Raw genomic sequence first — 18,414 nt, 5'->3', positions numbered from 1 at the left:
AATTCCGATCCCTCACCCAAACAAGTCAGGGGAGACATCGCAAGTTCGTTTTTCCTATCACTTGCTGAACTCCGCTATAGCGGAATCCAACGCGGACAATGTCGGATCCAATTCCGACGGAGTAACCGTGTCCTCCGTGACAAAACTGAGTACATCATCTTGTTCTAACCAGTCGGTTGAGTCATTCATTGCATCAATCGTTGGATCACTTGATGGCGACACCAACTTGTCGGGGCGAGGTGCCAATGCAAACGCCGAATCAGGTTCGGCAATCACTCCAACCGTCGTAGTTGTCGCGAAATTGATCACATCGCTCTGCAAACTCGTTTGCGTCGCAACCAATTCGCTGACCGATTCGCCCTCGCCGATACCACCACTTGGGATCGTTCCGCGAGCGGTTAATTCGTTGATAACATACAACGCGTCAGCGGCCGTGATTTGCCGGTTGCCATTAGCGTCGTAGTAGTGTGGCCCACGATCATCGGGCTCGACCGGAATGCTCGCCTCGGTAGTATCGCTCAACAAGTTGATAATCAATAAGGCATCCAGCGCCGAAACCGATCCGTCATCATTAACGTCCGAGAACCGTTGCGGGTTCTGCAATTCGCTAGCGACAACTTGCACGTCGACTTTCGCCGGTTTGCTCTGACGACCTTGTGTGTCCGAGATCGTGTAGGTAAACGAGTCCAAGCCGGTAAATCCAACCGCCGGGATGTAGCGAACCGTTCCATCGGCAAGGGGTACTGCTTCGCCCCTCGATGGTCCACTTACAATTTGAATACTGGCCAAATTCAGGGTCCCGTCAGGGTCCGAATCATTCAGTGCCACATCAACGACGACAGGTTCGTCCAAGAACGTGCCCGCAAAATCATTCTTCGCGATCGGAGCCGCATTGGAATCGATAACAATCAAGGCCGGAGCACTTCGTAGCCCCAAATTGTCAGCTACGGAATAGGAGAACGAATCCTGTAGCGTGAAACTGGCAAATGGCGTGTAGGTAATCACACCGTTAGCGTCGAATGAAACGGTACCGAACGCAGGCTGCAACTCTATTCGCATCGAAGCCGGATCGATCGTACCATCGATATCGAAGTCGTTATCAAGAGCATGAATCGTTGTCGCACCGGTCGTCGCCAATGTTGGGTTATCCGCCACCAACGTTGGTGCGTCATTGACGCCACTGATTTCAAGTCGAACAACAACGGGTCCACTTTCCACACCCGCGGCGTCTCGTACGATGTACGAGAACGAGTCCGTCACACTTTCCCCAGGCGCGAGTGCTTGCAGCACCGACGAATCGGTTGGGTTGTAAGTGATCTCTTGTGTCAACGAATTGTAGGTCACAAGAGCACCACTAACAGAACGCAGTTCCTCAGGCATCACAACGGTGAGAACTTCATTCGGATTGGTTGCGAGATCGGGGTCCTGATCGTTAGCAAGCAAATCGCTTGCAGGAATCGTGAACACGGTATCTTCATCTGAACCATCGAGGTCATCGCCAACGGGTTGCGAAGGATCGTTAACCTCGGTGATCGATATCGTGAACGGGACTACCGACGATGTTGCTCCGCCGCTATCGGTTGCTGTGACCGTCAATTCGGCGACACCAACTGCGTTAGCCGCTGGGGTGAACCGCAATTGGCCTTCTTCGGTGATGATCGGCAATGACGAGAAGAGGCTTGTGGCATTGTCAGGAACGACGATGTCGAAGACGACCGTTTGCGCCGATTCATCGGCTGGCCCAGGCGAAATCGTCGCTGCCCAATCTTCGGCGTAAGGACCATTATCCTCAAGCACCGTAACATCGCCGCCTGAAACAAACGTCGGAGCATCATTGACCGGACGAACCGTGATACTAAACGTCGTTGTCTTACCCACTGGATCGTCACCGTTTGCCGGATCATTCGGTCCGAAGTCACGGAGCGTTGCCGTGAAGACCGCGACGCCATTGGCGTTCGGAGCGAGCGTGTAAGCAAGCGTTGCTGAACCATTCGAAATCGACGCCGATGGTGGATTCGAGAACAAATTGGTCGGACCACTGACTTGGACGATATCGAAGACCATCTCCTGTGGTGGAATTACATCTTCAATGCCATTGATTTCGTCGACCGCACCGGCCGGTCCGGCTTGCACGTTGGTCGCCCAATTTGGCACCCGCACGACGCCACGACCAAGACCTGTATTTTCGTCTTCGTCGTTGATTTGGTCGCTCGCACCGCTGTAAATCGGCTCGTCATTCACGGGCGAAACAACCAACGTAACCTTGTTCGCTGCGATACGAGGATCCGATTCGGTAGCTCCGGTCGTCGGATTCACAGAAACACCATCGTCAACCACCGTGTAGAGGAACGAATCGGTTCCCGCAAAATTGGTCATCGGTTGATAACGTAGCCCCGTGACTTTGCCAGTCGAATCGGTGATTGGCGTCAAGGTTCCACCGGAAGCCGATGAGGTTGGGTATGGTTCGTTAAGCGAAAGGGTCTGGTTGCCACCTGGGTCCGTGTTCTCACCTTCATCCCCAGGCCCAACACTAAAGACGTCAAGCAAACCCACCGTGGTGGCGTCGCCGTCAACCGGGATCACAAACGACCCACCCTCATCCAGTGCGTAGATCAACTGCGGAGCATCCGGTTTAACCGCTGGGGGATCATTCTTTGGCTCAATCGTGATCGTCATGATGACCGGTGGGTCGGACGATACCAAGTCACCGCGTGTTTTGTTCCCTGGCCCAAGGTCGCTAAGAACAACTTTGAACTTGAACGTACCAAACGCATTGGGCGCCGGTTGGAACGACAGCGTTCCATTTGGCAGAATCTCTGGGAACTTCGTGAAGTAGTCTGGCGTGTTGGGCGCAGAGGACTCATCGGCGACCACACTAAAGACGACACCCTGTGCCGTTGGGCCACTGTTCTCGTCAAATGCCGTTAGTGGCGGACCAGCACTAATGTTGAATGCAAAGTTCGCTTGGGTCTTTGTGTCACTATCTTCGGCGACGGTGACCGTCGTTTGACCGACATCAAATTCGGGCCGGTCATTGACCTTGTTCAACTTCAATTTGACCGAATTGGACACTTCTTTGAAGTCATCAACAAACTCGCCAAGGTTCGAATCCCAACTTCGGCCGTTGTCACGAACCGTGTAGCTAAACGAATCATCGCCATCAATTTCGCTGTTGTAATTCATTGGTGGAACATAGTTGACACCTACGACCACACCATTTTCAATCACGCTGGTTAAGGTACCACCCTTGACCGTGGCTTGATTGGCGGGGAAGTCAACTAACGAAACCGTTTGCAAACCACCCGGCAAATCTAAAATTTCGGTTGGTGGTCCTGGTAGAAATACGTCAACCAACCCGACACGACTGTAGCTCGACGTGATTTCCATCGCATTGACAGGAATAAAGTAAGGCTGCGATGTATCGCCACCCGCTTGAGTGTTGTCTTCGCGAAGCGTGTAAGTGATCTCGCCCGTTGCACTAATGCTGTAGGCTTCGTCGACAATTGGATTCGTGCCGACCGGAGTGATTTGGTCACTGGTTCCGGCCAAAGCAGGATTCACAATCGGTGCGTCATTCACCGGTCGAACATTGATGGTGAAGGTTTGTCGAACGGTGACCGGATCGTCAAGCGTCGGTTCACCAAGCTTAGCCACGTCGACACCTTCGATCACATAAATCGCGGTACCAAATTGGTCCGGTGCGATTGAGATCGTCAAGTCACCATTGGCATTGAGGACCGGAGGACTGGTCATCAACCCGGCCGGAATAATGGAGACAGGCGATACCGTCAAATTCAAATCTTGACTAGCAATTTCATCCAAAGCCGTTGCCGGACCGACTGCCGCACCCGTCACGAAACCAGTGATCGTGGTTTGCGGGTCATCTTCGAGGACATCAATGTCCGTTGCCGACAACGTGAATATTGGCGCGTCGTTGACGGGCGTAACGCTAATCGTCACCGTCGCCTCTTGGGCCACTGTGGTGCCATTTTGCTGAGCACTGAATCGATACGTGAATGTATCTTCGCCCGCGAAATCGGGATCAGGCGTATAAGTGAAATAGCCTTGCGTCGGATCGGTTTGCGTCAAAGTACCATGCTTGACATCTTCGATGATGAAATACCGGATCGGAATCAATTGGGCATCGACACCAATATCATTAATGAACAAGTCATCTTGCGAACTCGTTGCATCGACGACAAGTGGCGTGTCTTCTTCGGTCACATAGGCATCGTCAATCGGTTCAGCGGGATTACGTGGCAAGACCGAGATAATGTAATCTTCGACTTCACCACCAATCGCAACGCCACCAGGTCGCAAGTTGCCACCATCGCTGATTCGCACTCGCATCGTCGTGTTTATCGTATCGCCAATCGTCAAGTCAGGATCATCCGTACGACTTGGGATCGTCAGACGATTGATTCCATCGTTCGCTGGAGCATTCGCAAAGACCTGCTCGTCATCTTGGAAGACACCGTCAGCATCATAGTCAATCCACGCGTCGATCAAACCAGTTCCGGTAACCACGACATTGACGTTGCTGCCAGCCGGATCAAACGGATTGAGGAATCCAAGGATATCGTTCGTACCGACATTCGCGGGGTCCGCGTCAACGGTAGTAAACACATAGACGTTTTGACCACCAACGGTATACAGTCCAATCGGCAAACCATCTTCGTCGTCCACAGCCGTCATTTGAATCGCCGCACTATCAGCGGCATCAATTTCGACAACCAAGGCGTCACCCGTTTGGTCAAGTTGGCCCTGCATCGCGATCAATAGTTTCGATGCGATTTGCTCTGGCGTATCCCCCCCTTGGCCATTGATATCGTCCAGCTTGATCACAACTGGCACGTTCCCGGCTTGCGGGTTCGAGGTGGACTCGATCAATTCGAAATTCGTGACCTTCGTTCCGACGGTGACTTGCAAAATTTCCCCACCAACTGGTTTGGTCGAGTTAACCGTTACCGAGATCGTATTGGCCGATGCACTATCCACATCGAAAATACTCGAACCAATCGCATCGATTAGCACCGGTTGGTCATCGCCGTCGGCGTTGGTGCTCGGATGCCCATCGGTTTCGGTGTCGAGGAGATTACCCAATCGCGGTGTGCGGTTCCCGCTGATCGTATGGCTAGGTCCACCGCTTGTCGCTTCCGTTGAGTAAGAATTCAGTGCATCACCGAAGTCGAACAATACATCCGGCATGATGATGGTGAATCGCGTTTCGTTGTTTTCACGCGTTTCTTGGACTGGGTTTCCGGCCAAATCAGAGATCGCAGGGACTAAAACGCCATCACTGACGCCATCGATTGCAACCACGGCACTTGTGGCATTGTCAACCAACAATTTGCCACCGCCGGGCGAGAAAGTCTCGACATTGAGTTTGGAATCCACAATCGCAAACTCAAGCGTCGCAGCAATCGCAACGCTCGAAAGATCCGGGACAAAGCGAACGGGCAATGCACCTTCACTGACACCATTGATTTCCAAGGCGACACCCGCCGTGTTAGCGGTTGTGGTCAGTGACGACGAGGTTTGTTCACCTAGAGTCACGACGCTTCCGACCGCGGCAGGCGTCAACACGCCCGCGAACGACGGAGCGATTCGACTCGCAGTCAACGCTGCCACTTGGCTTGGCATCATACTTGCCGTAAGCACGATCAATTCCTCGGTCACACTCGTGGCCGCGGGATCATCAGTATAGCGGAACGTGACGGTGAATCCGTCAACCTGAACATCAAACGTCGAGCCGACCAAGCCAAGCCCGTCAGCGGTATCGGGAATCGTCAGTGACAACGAGGGCGTCACACCTGGCGTTCCATTCACCAAAAGCGGACCTTCCAAGAAGCTATCGGACTCTTCGCCACCAAGTAAGACAAGGTCACCGACAGCTTGCGCCGAACTCAGTCCCAATTGTGGGAAACGGGCAACCGCTGCAACGATCTTCTCGGCAATTGCATCAGGATCATCCGTTAATGCGAACGGAATCTTGCTCGCGTTCGCCGGCAAACTTGTGTCGACCGGTGTGGTGGTGAACTCGAATTGAACCGAAACTGGACCATGCGAGTAAGAGAACATGTCTCCGTCACGGATGGAGTCCGGCGAACCACTGAATAGTAAACCAGCAACTGCACCGCTAACATCGTTTCCATCGATGGTACCAAGTTGGATTTGGCTGTCACCGACCTTCACCGGGGTGAGCCCTAAGAACGTCGCAACCGTGATCGCATTGTTTGATGGATCGGGTCGACTAAGAGCGGCGAAAATTGCATCTCGCACTTCCCCAATCGTACCTGCGGTTTTCAGGTTCACTTCGATGTTATTGCTATTAACCGCATCGGTCGTATTAATTTCAAATCGTCGCGGAATGCCTGTTGGCGAAGTGATCGTAAAGACTTCCTTGTCGACGAAACGGCTGTTCGCTTCAAGCACGGTGATCGTGTTGTTCTGAGGCACCATAACTAAGTAGCCGCTGTCGAATTCCAACACCGCGGTGTAACCGGTCGCATCCGTAATCGTCACTTGATCGCCATCGGCGATTTGACTTCCGGCCGGCATATCGATCGACAATCGCTCATTATTATTAAGCGTGATTTCGTAAACCGCATCGTTGCGGAACGCACCGGCGAGTGGCGTCAATCGAACCAATCGACTGTTGGCGCTATAACCGAACGTGTAATCGACGCCGGGAACCAATTGAACGCCATTTTCGGTCAAGATCACATTATCTTGGGTGATCGTGGCCGGATCAGGCCCACTGCCGTTGGGGTCAAACAATTGAATTTCAAAGAACTCATAATTCCCGCTAGTTAACCGCACATAAGACCGCTCGGCACTAATATCAACTTCGCCTGGCGGGATGACGGCATCATCACTCACAAAATCAAGCGGAGAAACCAATTCAGCGACTGGGCGAACAAAGTCCGCACGATCGATCGCACCACGATCAATAAAGACATTTGAACCAACACCCGATGGTGTCGTCACGTCAGGATCATCAAAGCGAGGAATACCATACGCATCGAATGACGGAGCAATAATTGGCGATGGTGCGATGCCGACAGGCTCCTTGACCGTGTTCACAAAGCTCGATCGATCCGACAATGACGAGAACGAACTATCAATCACTTGCGATCCGCTAGCAGGAATGTAGACATTGCTCGCAGGATTTTCGAATAACGGAGTAGTCGGAGCGATCACGATACTGCTGGCAGCAATCGATCGATTTGAATTGGTACCATTGCTTTGATAAGCATTGCCACCTTCAATCGTGCTAGTACTGTCTCCCGAAATATCCAACCCGGTCGTAAATCCGCTGATGATATTATTCAGGACCGTTGGGCTTGCACTTTGAGAAACCTCAATACCTACACCCCCACCAACGCCAACAACCGTATTATTGACAATACGTCCAAAGGGAACCGGTGCTGGGGAATCCCCCCCTGCGGCCGTCTCACCACTGAATGAAATGCCGGTGCCCGCTGAAGCAATAACCACGTTATTGGTGATAATCGTTCCTGGCAATAATCGGCTCGTATTGACATTGCGAAGCGTCGCAGCAGCACCCGGTGTCTCGTTGTCCACGAAATGGGCATCGATCCCCGTTACCGAGAAATCACGAACAAAGTTCGACGAGATAACATACTGGCCTTGGTCGCGAACCGCGTTGGTATCTCCGCTATCCAAGTGATAGTCGACCATCAAGACATCTCGCGGAACCGGAACACCGTTACTAACGAGATTGCCTGGGCGAATGGTCAGTTCGTAGTCCCCACCAACGCCATTGAACAACGGGTCAAACGGACCAATTGGCTGGAACGGGGCAATACTAGAGAAGCCCGTAACGGGGTCTTCCACAATGCTTATCGGACTGACACCAACGTAATAGAAACCAGATCGAGGCGCGGCAAAATCGTCAATGAATGCCCCCTCATTGTCGCCGTTTTCGCCCGGCGCCGTGTTGAACCAATCAAACACTTCAAGCGTTGGATCGACGGTTCCATTATCGCTAAAGATGGCAACCGATGCGAATTGGAACTCGGTTCCTAAAGTCCATCCAACGGTATCTAAGTCAACGTCGATCACGTCGCCTGCATTCAGATAGATCTTGACATAATCCGCATCGGCATCGGTTTCCTCTCCCGGATCCGGAAATGGATTAAACGGAATCAACACATTACCGCTGTTGTTGATCACATCATCGCCACCGTCGCGAGTGGAAACGTGGTCACCGATTTTGCCTACGGCTACCAAAGTATCCGTAGCACCATTCACAAAATTCGTTACCGTTGCTCGGGCGAAAGAGTCCGGATAGTAAATATCGAACACGGTTTGCGTTTCGTGATCGACCATCGGCAAGGTTCGTGCGGTTTCGCGGCCGTAGAATGTTTCTTCGGCAACCATGTCGACCTTGCTAAACCGGCCACTGCTTGGATTAAGTTGGATGGACTCACCAAACAATTCCACTCGGTTGTCGGTCATCGGACCGACTTCGCTACTATCGCGCCCGACTGCATAGACCCCAAGAATATTGAATGCTTGAGGACTGTTAATCGCATCACGAATCGATGTGGCAACCACTTCGGCTTCGTCCGCATCGCGACTGTATTCCGTCCCGGTTGCGACGGGCGTGAACGGCACGCGGACACGTCCCGGTTGGATGCTGCCATCGCTGTCAAACTCAAATGTCACTTCCTGTGAACCATTGCTCAACACGAATACGTCGCCATCGACCAAATCAATTCCGCGTGGTGCAATCAGGGTCACACCTTCAGCATTGAGTCGGTCATTGGTATCAAACGAACGACCAAATCCAAGTTGTTCGTTGAGTTCCAAACGAATGGGATCATAGTCTTCGGGCACACCATATTCGGCACCAGAGCGGACTTCGAGCGAGTAATTGCCGACAAGAACTTCATCAAGAAACTCCGGTTGCTGCGTATCCGTGAACGTTTCGGTTCGGACTTCCGGCAACACTTCAAAGTTCCGGTTCACAGGAGCGTTCAAGACGAGTTCGCCACGTTCGGCAAAACCGACAATGATGTCATCGATATGAACGCCACGAATCGCATTATCGGTCGCAGGCCGCGTATTGACTTGGTTTGAACTCACCGAACTACTACCATTCGCGCTGAATTCATCACCAGGCAAGAAGGTGCTAAAGCCAAGCGAGGAGGTATTGGCAGCGGCGTCGGTCGCGTCAAACGAATGGTTGTATAGACGAATACGGTTTGTGCCGTAGGCAGGGAAGCTATCAGCCGTTGCGGTGGACACACCACTAATCAACGATTGCGACCCGAGTCCCTCCGCCAACGAAGCACGAATCGAATCGCGGACTTCCTCGACGGTCATCGATTCGGAGTAGAAAATTGGAACATTGCCGCTCGGCAAGAACTGGGACGCGGTCGTGCCTTGGTTGACCGAAACGACATCAAGCAAACTAACAGCACTACTGGCACCAGGAATAATCAACCGTGCCCCATCGGTGTATGCCTGAAGCAACGGATCCACGGCACTGAGCTTATTTGCAATCGCGGTCGCGACGACGTCCGGGGTCGACGCGGGGTCATAATAGACTTCGTCTTCAGGGAACTGTGGCACAGTCGCTGGAGCAAGGAACGGAGTGGTTCCAACACCAGCAGAGAGAGTTGTTGTGAAGAACCCAATGTTATTGATCGCTGTGATAATGGCATCGTAGTCATTGTTGGTCGGCGTAATGACCGCAGGATCGGGATTCGAATTAAACGTCACCTCGATGGCATTGTCGTTGAAATCATAGGTCGCCGTTGGCGGAGCATCAAAAGTGTCCAACGCAACACGATCAACCAAGCGAATCAGAGTCCCCTCGAAGAAACCGAGGAAATTAGATTCCACTGTTATCTCGTTGATCCCATCTCCAAAGGAAACGTCTTGGGTGGTTTCCAGAGTCACCGTCGTGGTTTGGTCAATCGAGTTACCAACGGCAATCGTTTGACCAAGAATCGCTGCGGAATCGACTACGCCGGTTCCATCATCAGGGATCAAAATCTCCGCTGCACCGAAACGTTCTGGTGTAATCGAATACGATGTGACCTCAGGAACACGAAGCTGCGAATCGACCGCAGTTACCGCTAATTCGGGCGACAGTAAATCCAAGGCGTCCGCGATGGCAGTGGCCAGCGTGTCGGCGGTATCCGTTCGAGAGAACCCAACATCCACCGAAAACGGCGTTGACGCACCGGGGGCATCAGTCGTTAACGTGACCGTATAGACATTGCCATCAACATCGGTGAACGCAAGCTGTTGTCCGTTTAGAATCGTGGCGGGATCGGGGACCGTAACGGCTGCGCCCCGAACAAACTCGAACGTCGTGGGCGCGCCAAAGAAGTCATCCGTATCCGTAAGCTCGAAGGTCGAACCGTCGACAACATCAGTCCCAGCCGTCGCTTGGACTTCGGTTAGATAGCCGCTCAGCCGCGACCTCGAATTCATACCGCCAGCGGTCGAGAAGTCAAAGCGAAGTTGGACGTTCGTGTGACCTGCCAAAGGCGACAAATCGATACGAGCTTGACGCCAATCGCCATTCGTATTTTCAAACAACTCTTGGACGGGGATACCGCCGTTGGTCGAGAAATAGTCGTATTCGTCACCGCGGATGATTCCATCACCACCAAATGCACTCGCAGGAACATTGCTCCACGTTCTCCACGAGTCGTTTGTAGCTAGCAACCGCCATTGGCCGTCATCGCCGGTCGCAAAGACTCGGAAACTATCGGTCTGACTTCGGTTGGGCGCGAAATCCGCATTCGCTTGGGTTTCAAGCAAATAGGTGAAGTAAAGCGTCGGCTTGTCGCCCGAATCATAGCCTTCAAGGCTAAACGGAGCACTCACCGTGGTGCCGCTCGCTCCACCGGGGTTAAGTGTTCCATTGCCACCGTCAAGCGTATTGTTGGCCGCGTTGTTATCAATCTCGTTACCAAAGTACAAACTCGACCCACCCGAAATCCGGGTGCGTGTTTGATTGTGATTGAGGAAAGTACCATGAGCATTAGGTGTGGTGGTGCCAAACGGGGTGCTCAAATCGCCGGTGACATGCCATAGATTCTCTTCTCGGATACTGAATGCGGCACCCGTAATTTGATAACCACTTGTGGAAAGTGCGATCGCACTGTTACCGTCGCTAAGCACATGCGATGGCGTCACTTTATCCGTAGTCGGATCGATCTCCATTGCATAAAGCCAACCATCCGTGGTCGTTGCAAACAGGACATCACTATACGATGACCCATTGGTTTGCCGTGGCCCGAAAGTCAGACTACTAAAATTAACCGTACCAAAATGATCTTGATGAGCCGCGACTTGCCCATGGTTGGTCGCGTTAATCACGCGGTTGTAGGTTTGGAGTCCCAAACCATCAACATCAACCGTTCGGGTGTCCGATGGGTTAAACGAAAGCACGTAGCCTTCGTCGGTCACAGCGTAGACCAGTGACGAGGAAATAAAGGCAATCCCGGTAATGTCACCCGCATCGACTTCGTGACCATACAATGCCGAATCATTAAATTGACCGACGTCGACAATACCAAGTTCTTGCTTATTGGTAGCAGCTCCCATCGCTTCGGTATACGGTCCGTTACCGAAATCTCGATCGAGATTACCGTTGGTACTACCTCGATTGGTTGCGGCACCGCTGGTTTCCACCACGGAATAGACAATGTTTCGGCGCAGATCATCGTAAATTTCACCGAACCGTCCAAAGTTATCACGATTGCCGACTACATAAGCACGTGCATTGCCACTGGCTGCCGGATTATTGTTGGGATTGAGGCCACCTGTACTCGGCGCGAACGCAATCGCGTTAATCAGAAGTTGGGCGTTATCGTCACCCTCGGTACCGGTTCCCGCCTCATTCGATCGACGGAAGCCAAGACCATCATCGCCAGAACTGTTTTTGTTTGCATTGGCGGAACTGATATTCAAGAAGTTCCCAGTGTTGCCGTTATTCTGAGTCCCACTTACTGGTCCCAAGCTATAGGCAAACAGTTCGCCATCGCGCCGCGTCGCCAAGTCACCGACCGGTTGATCAAACTGACCAATCGTGCGGTCGAGTTCGCCAGTAAATGGATTCACCGAGATTAGGGTACTGCGATTGTTTCCGCTCAAACCACCATCGAGCGTCAGGAACAACCTGATATCCTCGAGTTGATAGGGGACAATCGACGTCTCATCGAAAAGCGGCCGAACGGTTGGCAACTCGGCTGCGGTGTCGAGTTGTATGATTTCGAATTCACTATCGTCGGTCACCGGAAAGCCATTGACCGCAACGGAGTTTTCATCAAACCCGAATTCACCGATTCGACGAGATGAGTCGACGGGAAGAATCCGAACCGACGACTCAACCGAGTTGTTTTCGAACAGTTGATTTAGACTGGCTGGAATCATTTGCGCACTGCTAACGACGACGTAATACGTCCCGACTTGCAGTTCTACCGGGCCAATGTAGGCATCCAATGTGCCACCGCTGCCACCGGACAGGTTGGTTGGATCATTCCCTTCGCCTGGACGGCCTTGGTCATCGGCGATGTTTGAATCTCGCCCGTGAAGAATCAATCGTCCCGCAGCGTCGTAGATCGAAACCGAAGTGTTCGGCCCACCAAATTGGTCGGCATAGTCCACATCAAAAATGGTCGAAACGAATCGATTCTCGTTGATGACATCAGGAGCTTGAAGATTCGAGTCAATTTCAACGCGATAAACGTCAAGGTCCAATTCTTTTGGATAGTCAGGCGTAATGTTGCTTGCGGCAATCTGATTACCAAGCACGCCACTTACCTTCAACACGCCACGATCCGATGCATTTAGCGAGCCAAGCGGATCCGCAACGCCGTTACTGAACCCAGCACTGGCAGCACCGTTACCAGCATTAAACGATTGACCACCGTTATTCACATCCAGCCCGTTGCCACCGATTTCTTCCGCGGTTTCACCAGCTAAGGGCGAATGACTTGGGGCCGCTGGAACATCAATTGCTGTGGTTGCGTATCGGATGTCTGCAAGGCGAATCGTTGAACCTGCGATCTCGTCAGTCTCTTGCAGTCGAATCGACAATTGGTATTGGCCTCGCGACAACCCTAAACCAACAAGTGATGTGTTTGTCAGATTGTTTCTTGAAGCACCCGGCGTCAAGTTGCTACTTCGCACACGAACATAGTAAGTATTTACCGACGTGCTATTGCCCGGCAAGATGACTCGCATACCGGCGTCGAGCACATTCGGATTCTCAACGACCTTGTTCCCGGTCTTATACAGCGGCAATACGTTGTCCGCGGGAACCGAGGATCCATTGAAAAGCAAACTCGGTGTCACGGATTCTAATTCGGAGCTATCGCTCAGCGCAACAATGTTGCCGTTGATATCGATCAACTCAACCACGGTGTCCAAACCGAAATCGGTATCATCGATGTCAAAATAAACTTCGGTGCCACCATTAGCCGAGAAGGTATAGACATCAATATCGCCGGTTTGGCTTAGGCTACCACGCACATTAAAACCAAGCCGTCGATTTTCGTCGGAACTGACTTCGTCTTTGGCAAGTAATCCAAGAATTTGAGCCGTCGATGGAATCGCGTTGAGTGCCGATGCCGTTGCCACGGCGCGTTCCGCTTCGGAAACGAACGCGACATTGCGGTCGTTGCTTCCGGGATTGATCACAATCCCTTCCCAATTGCCAGCCGCAGCCGGCGTAGTTTGATTATCAGTGTCATTTTGGGCCAGCCCGTCAGGCGTGAAGCCAGCACCGACCGAGTCATCGCTGATGCTGGTCAAGACAACCGGGAAACCTGGCTGACCGATCACTTGGATCGTTCCGCCAATACTATCTTCGACATCCGTTTCATAGCGGTCGGCGTTGAGCGAACCACCGTTTTCGAATTTCACGACCAAACTTTGGTTCGGGTCACTCTTGAGTCGTAGCGTGCTGCGGTGATGATGATTCCATGCATAAACGCTGTTCTCGACGACGTGAACAATGTCGGTATCGTCCCAAACGCTTTCGGTCGTCAGCGATTCGTTGCGAACCATGATCCCGTTGATCGCGTTATCAGCGAGTTGATTCTCTTCGATCTGAGGACCTTGGTTATCGGTATCACATTCAAAACGATCGATCTCACCGGTACCGCGTCCCGCGTCAACGACCGACATATAGTTCAGTGCATCCGGGTTGACGCTAATCGCAGCGCCATCGTTGTTGACGATTTGGTTCCCGACGATGATCGGCTGGGCACCGCGGATAAAGATCGTCGCAGGCCCGTTGAAGCCAACGCTGTCGCGGGTGTCATAGTCGGTCGTTCCCGAAGCCGTTCCACTCGCATTGTTAGACAAGCGTGAATTGGCAACACGAACGTCCGCCTGCAAAATCTCAATGGGATTGAAGTAAGCAAATCCACCACCGCCCGAGCTCTCACCGCCACCGTAGCTAATCACAGCATGATCGATCGATCCACTACTGCCTTGGCGGAATACCAAACCGCTCCAATCGCCACCAACCGGCGAACTATTGGCCGCATCATTATTGGTATCAAACGACCCGCCCGCACCATACCGGTCATCCAAACGACTGGTGAAGACAATCGGGTTACTTGCGGTTCCTTCGGCATAGAAATCAGCACCGAAGGTCGCTTCGATTCTCGCGGTATCAAATTTGGCGACGACGCCGGGATCAATACTCAATCGAGCATCGAAACGAGGCAGCAGTCGCGTGCCGGTCGACGTTGCAAGTGCAGCATCTGAGAGCAAACCATCACGCGTCGTGCCAATGTCTTGGTAAGTTGGCGTTGCGCGGTCAAGCTGTGTCACGAACTCGTAGTCGCCCGAAGCCGTCAATCGGTACAGCCGCCGGCCCACAAATTCCGATGATGCGGCGGGCAAATTACCGATATTGACCACACCCGTGGCGGTGACGGTAAATGGCATCGTCGCTTCGCTCGACAGCGATTCGTAGCCCTCAGAGGTTACAAACGTCACTCGATAATCGACGACGCGATTTTCATCCAATGCAGTCGCTGGTTTCGGTGTAACCACACCCGCCCCCTGGGTGACGCTAAGAACGTCAGGACGATCCTCGAGCAGTTGTGGGCCACCTGGGTTGCCTTCCAAGACCAACACTTCGCTGAACACGTGTGTGATGTCACTATCGTCAAAGCGAGCACTGCTAGACAAAGCCGTACGAACGCCACCAGCAGGTGTATTGACGCGAACAAACAGCCCATTGATCGTGTTCCGCTCGAGCATATTTCCGCGTACCAGCGGACCAACTCGGTCGTAGTCACTTGCAAACGTCGTCTTTGTCCGGACCATCGTGGCCGGATCGATATCGAAAGCCGCTTGCTGATAGATCGGCGCGTTGAAATTAGTTTCTTCGAAGCTATCAGGATCCGCGCTCATTGCCGCATCACGGCTATCGCTGATGTGGTTGTAGATCAGTGTCGGTCGACTTTCGAGCATCGAAAGTGGATTGACCACCGGTGAAGTCAACGAAACGCTACCGCCGCCGTAACGGATATCCGCGTTGGAAACGTAATCGAGGAAGATCCCTTCCGTTTCCCAAACACCCCGTCCTTCGGAATAGTCGAAGTCATTTCGGAATTCAATGCCGGCCCAATCACCCGAAGCTGCGGTGGTCGGAATCGAATTACCATCACGCCCGAGCAGAACACCATCACGACGTTCTTCCTTGTAACTGGTAATGTCAACCGTACCATCAATGACGCTACCGTTTTGGTCAATGATGAACGGTGCTCCGAGCACTTGCAGCGCCGCCAACGAGCGATCCTCATCGATCGTTTCGCTACCAACACTGATTTTCGCGTTTTGAAGTTTCAAAATCGCACCGGCGTCGACCATCACCGTCACGCCCTTAGGCACTTCGAAGGTCGCACCATCTTTCAGAGCACCACTTCCATCACTGCCGATTTCGTACGGCACATTGTCGGCGGTGGTGTCAATTAGTCGGTCAGCCCCACCATCGGCCAGCAAGCGAATGATGTCTTGCGTCGGTTGTCCGGGTCGCGCCGACGAGGCGTAAGCTTTTGACTGTGCTATCGCATACTTGATCGTCTTGTAAGGCGTGGTTACCGTTCCGCTACTTGGTGAGTCCAAACCGGCACTGCTGCTAACAAACAAGGTTCGCACTTCGTTGGGCCCGGCGACATCTTTTGGCTTCGCGGTGCGGAACCAGAAATTGAAGTCACCACCTTGTTCGCCATCGCTATCGCCGTCCAATCGCGACCCGTTGGTATCTTCGATCGTACCGACCGAACTACTCTCGAATCCGATTCGCATTTCGTACAAACCTTGGCTACGGCCGCCACCACCGCTATTCGCGATGCTAGGGTTGTAATCTTCGTTTCCTGCGGCGGTGATACCGATAACGTAAGTCGCTCGAGTGCCGTCTTCGTTCCTGTCAACGTCAATGCCGATGAACGAGTCGTCACCGTAAAAATCAGCGTTCCGGGCGACCAAATCGTATTCGCCGCTCTGTTTGTTGTATTTCCAAAGCTTAAGGTCGGTATCGAGCGTACTGGTGTTAAGCAAACGCTGCGCGTAAGTTTCCACCGAGAGGGTTCCACGTTCACTCACGCTGAACTTGTACAAGTCGGCGTCGCTTACTTCGGGACGATGCAGTGCTTGTAATGGGGTGATGTCGCTGGTACTGAGGAAATCAGGTTCGATCATAAAATTGGCGGGCGAGCCAAACAGCGATCCATCGTAGAGTGCAGGATTGGATCCACTAGCCACACCGGGAACTTGTTCAAACGTGGGGCCAAGACCCAACAGATTCCCGATCCCACGCAGGGCTTCGACAAACCAACTCGGCTCGTTGGCATTGGGGCTAAGCCCATAACCGTCGTACCAAGCTTCACCGGCCTCTAGAATCAAAACACCTTGCGTCGGATCATTGTCATTGACGCGGTACTCTTGGTACGGAGCCCCCGGCCCCGTGGTGGCCCCTTCTACAAGCGCACGCAAATCGCCGGTGACGATCTGCAAGCCTCTGTTCTCCGACTCAATAAATTGCACCCCAAGATACTCGGAGTAAAGATCAAGTATCTCACGGGCCCGCTGCTGTTGCGCCGGCGTGATCGCATTCTCTAAATTATTGCCACCTGCATCAACGCCATAAAGATCAGCAAAGTTGTAGTAGAAGACATTCACACCATCGGTTGTATCAGCGCGACCGACGACTTGGGCATCACGGCGATCGTCTCGGACACCCGGTGAATCGATTCCTGGCCATTGGATCGTATTGCCCGCAGTCGGCTCAACTTCGCCACTTATTGTGATACTGGAATCGGTACCACCACCAAACGCAACGCCGAGATCTCGTGAATTCCGGAACGTGTCGGCGACATCGTTGGTTTCGTCCGTTGCGTCTGGCGTGAGCGTGACTGGCAACGGTTGGCTCGACCCGATGCGCAAACGGTATGTTCCTTCGCCGTCTGGGCCTGCCAAAGTCGAAAGATCATCCGAGAACGTCAAAACGGCCCGGCGAAGTGCGGGATCGTAACTAATCTCCGTCGGTTGGATCGCCGCCCCATCATTGGCCGGTCCGTCGTCACCCGGTTCGACCGTATCGTTGGTCAAGAATAGGTTGTAGAACTGTGGCTGAACCACGCTTGGGTCGGTCGCCGAACCCGTGCTGGTGATCTCACCGGCACCGGGATTGGACAATGGATCCGCATTAAAGTAAACGTGGATCTGGCTACGTTCTTGAATGTGGGTATTGCCAGTCGCGACAACTGGTTGTGGCACCACAGCAACCACCCGAGGCCCGACTTCGACTTCGAATCGAATCGTTTGCGCATTCGGACGGGTCCCATCCGGCAAAAGGGAGGGAGCAAAGAACTCGCCATCCGTGTTCCGCAGGCCTTCGATACCAAGATTCGTATCGTCGTAACCCGCGATTTGAACGGTGTAAAAATCATCCTCGAGCGTTTCAGCAAAACGCGCGACAACAATTCGAGTTCCGTTCTCATCTTCGAATCCAATGAACCCAGGAACGACTCTCGATTCGTTCCCATCGGTAAACGATCCATCACCACCGGAGCGGAAAATCTGGAACGCTTCGAACGTGTTTGAATCGAGATTTTGGCCACCATCGAAGCGGAACTTCAATTGCGTCGGCGACTCCATCAAACGATTGTTGTCCTGCAAGTCGAACAGTCGCCCCGAATTGGCTTCAACCGACAACAGGTTTGGTGCAGACTCAGACACGCCAAGATCGGCCGCCAACAATTCACGCTTTTCAAGCGTTTCATGATGCAATCGTCGTGATGAATTTTTGCTTGCACTAATCGGTTTGCGAGAAAATCTTCGCTTAGTCATATTCGCCCGAACCTCGGAGGGATCGTGTGGAGTTAGGCTTTAGGCTTGGGG

Annotated in this window: 1 protein-coding gene; it reads right to left on the bottom strand. The window is 52.7% G+C overall.

Annotation, left to right across the window (positions count from 1 at the left end; genetic code table 11):
- Nucleotides 1-57: 57 nt before the first annotated feature.
- Nucleotides 58-18,363: a tandem-95 repeat protein gene (locus CA13_RS25070; protein ID WP_146401355.1), complete on the bottom strand. Its 18,306-nt coding sequence runs from the start codon at nt 18,361-18,363 to the stop codon at nt 58-60.
- Nucleotides 18,364-18,414 lie beyond the last annotated feature (51 nt).

It is taken from the genome of Novipirellula herctigrandis, assembly GCA_007859835.1.
Classification (GTDB): domain Bacteria; phylum Planctomycetota; class Planctomycetia; order Pirellulales; family Pirellulaceae; genus Novipirellula_A; species Novipirellula_A herctigrandis.
This window is presented reverse-complemented; position numbering and strand designations above follow the sequence as displayed.

Coding starts and splice junctions, on each gene's coding strand:
- CA13_RS25070 (WP_146401355.1), bottom strand. CDS start 18,363: ATGACTAAGCGAAGATTTTCTCGCAAACCGATTAGTGCAAGCAAAAAT.